Here is a 5,831-nt window from a genome sequence, read left to right as displayed (position 1 = left end):
TGCTGAAGGACGCCGTCACGCTGCCGGCCGGCACGCAACTGGGCGCCGGTACGCCGCTGCCGAGCGGCACCGCGCTGCGCGACATGCGATGGCCCAAGGGCGTGCCGCTGCCGGTGGCCTACGAGAACGACGTCGTTCGCAGCACCGTGCTGCTGCGCGGTGCGCTCGAACTGGGACGCGGCGCGCTGATTCCGTCGACCACGCGGGTGGTGCTCGAAAACGGCGTCGGCTACATCGAGCTGCGCCCCGACAGCGACGGCACGCGCGGGCGCAATTGGGCGCTGGCGCCGATGCTGCCGGCGGGCAGCGAGTCATGGGCGGTGCGGCTGGTGGCCGGCGCCGACCTGGGCGCGGCCGACACCCGCATCGCGCTGGCGAACACCGGCAGCCTGCGCCTGGCCGACACGCATTACGGTGCCACCGTCACCAGGGGCGGCGGCACGCTGGTCTGGGCGGAGAACAACAACTGGGGCATGCCCGCGGGACAGCCGGTGACCAAGGAGGAGGAGGGGCTGTGTCCGATCATCGACCCGTCCGACTGCGTCAGCAAGACCGGCATCGTGTGGGCGCCGGACAACGTCTTCGGCGAGCCCGCCGGCACCACCGTTCCCGACGAATACCTGGTGCTGTGCGACATCATCGCCGGCTCCTGCATCGACTACGGCTCGGCCACCAACGTGATCGCCGCGCACGGCCAGGGCCTCAGCGTGGTGCGCACCGGCACCGGCGACCTCGACCTCATCGCCTCGGGCGACGTGGACGTGCGCTCGCTCTACGGCATCTATACGGCCGGCACGCAGTCGGCAGGTGTCGACGGCCGCTTCAACCGGGCACGCGGCAACGCGCCGGGCGCGAGCAGCGTGCTCGGCGCGGGTGGCATCGAGTACGAATCGCTGGTGGCCGGTGACGGTCGCGTCTACCAGGCGTGGTTCCCCGAAGCCGGCGGCAACCTCACGGTGCGCGCGGGCGGCAACCTCACGAGCGACATGCTGTCCGCGTCCACCAGCGACGTGGTGCAGCAGGCCAGCGTGGGCGTGGGCAACTGGCTCTGGCGGCAAGGCGACGGCAGCGCGCAATTGCCGACGGCGTGGTGGATCAACTTCGGCAGCTACGCGGTGAACCCGGCGGGCCTGCTGGGCGCCGACCCGAAGCCGTCGTTGGTGGGCTTCACCGGCTTCGGCACGCTGGGCGGCGGCAATGTGCAGATCCTCACCGGCGGTGATGCCGGCATGCTCGAGCGCAAGGGCACGACCCGCAGCCAGGGCCTGGTGGTCGCGGTCGGCAGCACCGGCCGCGTGGCCGACGACGGCGGCCTGGTGCTCACGGGCGGCGGCGACATCGACATGCGCATCGGCGGCGGCATCAACAGCTCGCAGCAGGCGCGCGGCAACGCCAACAGCACCTTCGTTCCGAACCACGACCTGCAGGGCGCGCTGGTCAACCTGCGCGGCGCCACGCAGCTGAGCGCGGCCTCGGTCGGCGGCATGATCCTGGGCGGCCGCGACCTGAAGGACCCGCGCGCCTTCGATCCCTTCAGCGCGAACCGTGCCGAGGCGACCGGTGGCCTGGTGCTGGTGCCCGGCGACTCGGCCGTGCGCATCGACACGCTGGGCGACCTGGTGGTGGGCGCGGCGGCCGACCCGGGCCGCGTGCGGATGCTGAACAGCTCGCCCTTCAGCGTCGGCACCAGCGCCTACGGCGGCGGCGGGCTCAGCTGGTTCTCGCTGTGGACCGGGCGCACCGCCATCGACCTGTTCTCGGCCGGCGGCAGCCTGACGCCGAGCACCCAGATGAGCGAGGCGACGAGCTCGTCGCTGACCGCCAGCGTCAACGCCTCGGCCAGCGACTACCGCTTCGTCTACCCGGCCATCCTGCGCGCGACGGCCGCGGGCGGCAGCATCTTCAGCGGCGCGGCCGCGAACGCGGCGAGCGACAGCGTCAACGACTTCGCCTCGCGCACCTCGCTGCTGCTGGCCCCGTCGCGCAGCGGCCAGCTGGAACTGCTGGCCGGCGATTCGCTGTATCTGGGCAGCTATCCCATCAACCAGTCTGGCGCCGACCCGGCGGCGATGCCCGGCCCGCTGAACCCTGCCTTCGCCGGCTTCAGCGGCAATGCGCGCGTGGCCAGCAATCTCGGCACCGAGGGGCTGAGGATGACGGCGCGCACCGACCCGTTCCGCCTGTTCGCCTTCGTCCCCGAGACCTATGCGGGCACGAGCGGCGATGCGCCGCGCACGCCGGCGCGCTTCTATGCGCTGGCCGGCGACGTGGTGGGCCTGCGCAGCGGCGAGATCCTGGCGCGCGAGGATGGCAGCACCTGGTACGAAGCCGCCGCGCCGAGCTGGGTCATGGCCGGACGCGACATCGTGGGCGCGGGCACCGCGCCCGGCCAGTCGACGCTGGTGAGCCTGGACAACGCGGCGACCTCGAGCGGCAACCTGGCGATCCACGGCCATGCGCAGGACGTGTCGCGCGTGGTCGCCGGCCGCGACATCCTCTACGGCAGCTTCTACGTGGCCGGCCCCGGCACGCTGGAGCTCGGCGCGGGCCGCAACATCGTGATGGAGGACCGTGCCGCCATCGCCAGCCTGGGCTCGGCGACACCGGGCGACAAGCGGCCGGGCGCGCGCATCGCGATGACGGCCGGCACCGGCGCGCAGGGCGCGGACTATGCGGGCTTCCTCGCGCGCTATCTCGATGCGGCCAACCGCGCGCAGTCGGGCACCTCGCTGGCCGATCAGCCCGGCAAGGTCGTCAAGACCTACGAGGCCGAGCTGCTCGCATGGCTGGCCGATCCGGCCAACGGCTTCGGCTTCGCCGGCACGGCGGCCGATGCGCGGGCCTTCTTCGAGGCCCTGCCGCCCGCGCAGCAGCGCGTGTTCGCGCGCCAGGTGTATTTCGCCGAACTGAAGGCCGGCGGGCGCGAGTACAACGAGGCCGACGGCGTGCGCTTCGGCAGCTACCTGCGCGGGCGCAATGCCATCGCGGCGCTGTTCCCCTCCACCGATGCCGCGGGCGGCGCGCTGAGCTACCGCGGCGACATCACCATGTACGGTTCCGCCGGCATCAACACGCTGTTCGGCGGCGATATCCAGCTGCTGACCCCGGGCGGCGCGCAGGTGTTCGGCATCGAGGGCGACGCGCCCGTGGCCAGGGGCCGGGTCACGCCGGGCGTCATCACGCAGGGCCGCGGCGACATCTCGACCTATGCGCTGGGCAGCATCCTGCTCGGGCAGAGCCGCATCATGACCACCTTCGGCGGCCACATCCTGGGCTGGTCGGCCGAGGGCGACATCAACGCGGGCCGCGGCTCGAAGACCACCGTGGTCTACACGCCGCCCAAGCGCGAGTACGACGCCTGGGGCAACGTGACGCTGTCCTCGAACGTGCCGAGCACCGGCGCCGGCATCGCCACGCTGGCGCCGATCCCCGAGGTGCCCGCGGGCGACATCGACCTGATCGCGCCGCTGGGCACCATCGATGCGGGGGAGGCCGGCATCCGCGTGTCGGGCAACGTGAATCTCGCGGCGCTGCAGGTGGTCAACGCGGCCAACATCGCGGTCAAGGGCGAGTCGGCGGGCATCCCGGTGCTGGCGGCGGTGAACGTGAGCGCGCTGACCAATGCCAGCGCGGCCACCTCGCAGGCGGCCGCCGCCGCGCAGAACGTGCTGCAGCGCGAGCGCACGGCGCAGCGCCAGGCGCTGCCCTCGGTGTTCACGGTGCGCGTGCTCGGCTTCGGCAACGAGCCCGGCGAGGATGGCAGGCCGCCCGAGCCGCGCCGCACCGGCCTGCAGTCGCGCGGCGTTCCCTACGACCCGGCCAGCCCGGTGCAGATCGTGGGCGTGGGCCAGGACTTCGATGCCGGGCAACTGGCCCGCCTGACCCGCGAGCAACGCGGCCAGTTGCGCCAGGACCGCTGAGCCGAGCACCGCGCGGCCGCGCCGCCCGGTCTCCCGCCTGCACGCGTGCAGGACGGGAGCGGGCGGGCACGGCGCTGCGCGAACCATCCACGACCGAAGAGGGAGATCCGCCATGGCGTCGAATGCGCTCCACGATCTTGACCTGTCCGCTGCGCACGAGGCGGCGAACGAGCCGCTCGACGAGGCGCAGCGCCAGTGGGCGCTGCAGGCCTGGCTGGCCGCGAACTACCGGCGCCTGCACCAGCGCCTGGTGCGCCAGCTGCGGTGCCCCGACCTGGCCAGCGAGTGCCTGCACGACGCCTGGCTGCGCCTGGGCGAGACTCCGGTCGCGTCGGTGCAGAACCCCGAGGCCTATGTCTACCGCGTCGCGTGCAACGTGGCGATGGACCGCATGCGCGGCAACCGCTCGTGGCAGTACGCCGCCGACACCGAGCTCGAGGCGCTGGTCGACCACGCGCCGGGCCCCTGCGCGATCGCCGAGGCGCGCAGCGCGCTGCATGCGGTGGACCGCGCGATGCGGCGGCTGCCGCAGCGCCACCGCGCCGTGTTCATGGCACTGCGCGTCGACGAGATGACCCGCGAGGAGGTGGCGCGCCGCAGCGATCTGTCGCTGCGGCGGCTCGACACCGTGCTGCGCCAGGCACTGGCGTGCTGCGCCGAGGAAGCCGGAATGGCGACGCTCGGTTGACGGCGTGAGGCCGTGACTTTTTCGAGATTTGTTGACTAGGGTTTCTACTTAGATATGAAGTTGTCCTGATCGTTATCCTTCGTGGCGTTCCATTAATAAATCGTTGTTTCATTAGTAAAACAAACAACGATTCACCCGGACCCCACGAACCCATGTCCCTCACTCGCCGCCACGCCCTCGCCGCCGCCGTCTGCGCGGCCGCCGCCAGCGCCACCGGGTCCGCCTGGGCCGATGCCTATCCGGCCAAGCCGATCACGCTGGTGGTCGCCTACCCGGCCGGCGGCGACACCGACGCGCTCGCGCGGCTGTTCGCCGAGAAGCTCGCCACGCGCGTCGGCCAGCCGGTGCTGGTCGACAACCGGCCGGGCGCCAGCGGCATCATCGGCAGCGCCTTCGTGTCGAAGGCCGCGCCCGACGGCTACACGCTGCTGCTCGCGCCCAGCACCTTCTCGATCGCGCAGTTGGTGCTCAAGACCGGCGGCACCTCGGGCTACGACGTGCTCGCGGGCTTCACGCCGATCGTGCAGACCGGCAGCCAGCCGCTGTTCCTGGTGGCCGGCGCCGGCAGCGGCTTCGCGAGCCTGAAGGACGCGGTGGCCGCGGCCAAGCCCGGCAAGCCGCTCGGCTACGCGAGCCCGGGCAGCGGCTCGCCGATGCACATCCTCGGCGAGATGTTCGCGCGCGCCTCGGGCGCCAGCCTCGCGCACGTGCCCTACAAGGGCGTGGCGCCGGCGGTCAACGACGTGCTCGGCGGCCACGTGCCCGTCACCTTCATCACGCTGGGCCCGGTGGCGCCGTACTTCGCCAACGGCAAGCTGCGCGCGCTGGCCGTGGCCTCGGCCCAGCGCACGCCGCTCGCGCCCAACGTGCCCACGCTGGCCGAGCAGGGCTACAAGGACGTCGAGGTGACCGCCTGGAACGGCCTCTGGGGCCCGCGCAACCTGCCGCCGGAGATCGTGAAGACGCTCAACGGCCACTTCAACGAGATCCTCCGCATGCCCGAGATCGTCTCGCGCATGGCCGTGCTCGGCACCACGCCCGTGGGCGGCGAGGCCGAGGTGCTCGGCAAGACCAATGCCGCCGACTACGCGCGCTTCGGCAAGGTCATCAAGGAGCTCGGCATCCAGGCCGACTGAACCCGCCATGACCGAACTCAAGACCACCGCCGATCCCGCCAGCCTGCAGGCGCTGCTGGCCGAACTGCCGGCCAACCTGCTGGCCGG

Annotated in this window: 3 protein-coding genes; all 3 read left to right on the top strand. The window is 72.2% G+C overall.

Going from position 1 to position 5,831, the window contains the following annotated elements; all coding sequences use genetic code 11:
- Positions 1-3,920: filamentous hemagglutinin family protein (locus AC27VN_RS30640; RefSeq protein ID WP_490878993.1), on the top strand; the 3,920-nt coding region annotated here is incomplete at its 5' end.
- A gap of 112 nt (positions 3,921-4,032) precedes the next feature.
- Entirely contained in the window at positions 4,033-4,608 is a 576-nt protein-coding gene (locus AC27VN_RS30635; protein WP_093344550.1) for an RNA polymerase sigma factor, read from the top strand.
- Between the two features lie 152 nt (positions 4,609-4,760).
- Complete coding sequence (locus AC27VN_RS30630) at positions 4,761-5,744, top strand: Bug family tripartite tricarboxylate transporter substrate binding protein (RefSeq protein WP_490878992.1); 984 nt, start codon at positions 4,761-4,763, stop codon at positions 5,742-5,744.
- The last annotated feature ends 87 nt before the right edge of the window (positions 5,745-5,831 follow it).

This window comes from Variovorax sp. 20P10.2.4 (assembly GCF_058244205.1).
This window is presented reverse-complemented; position numbering and strand designations above follow the sequence as displayed.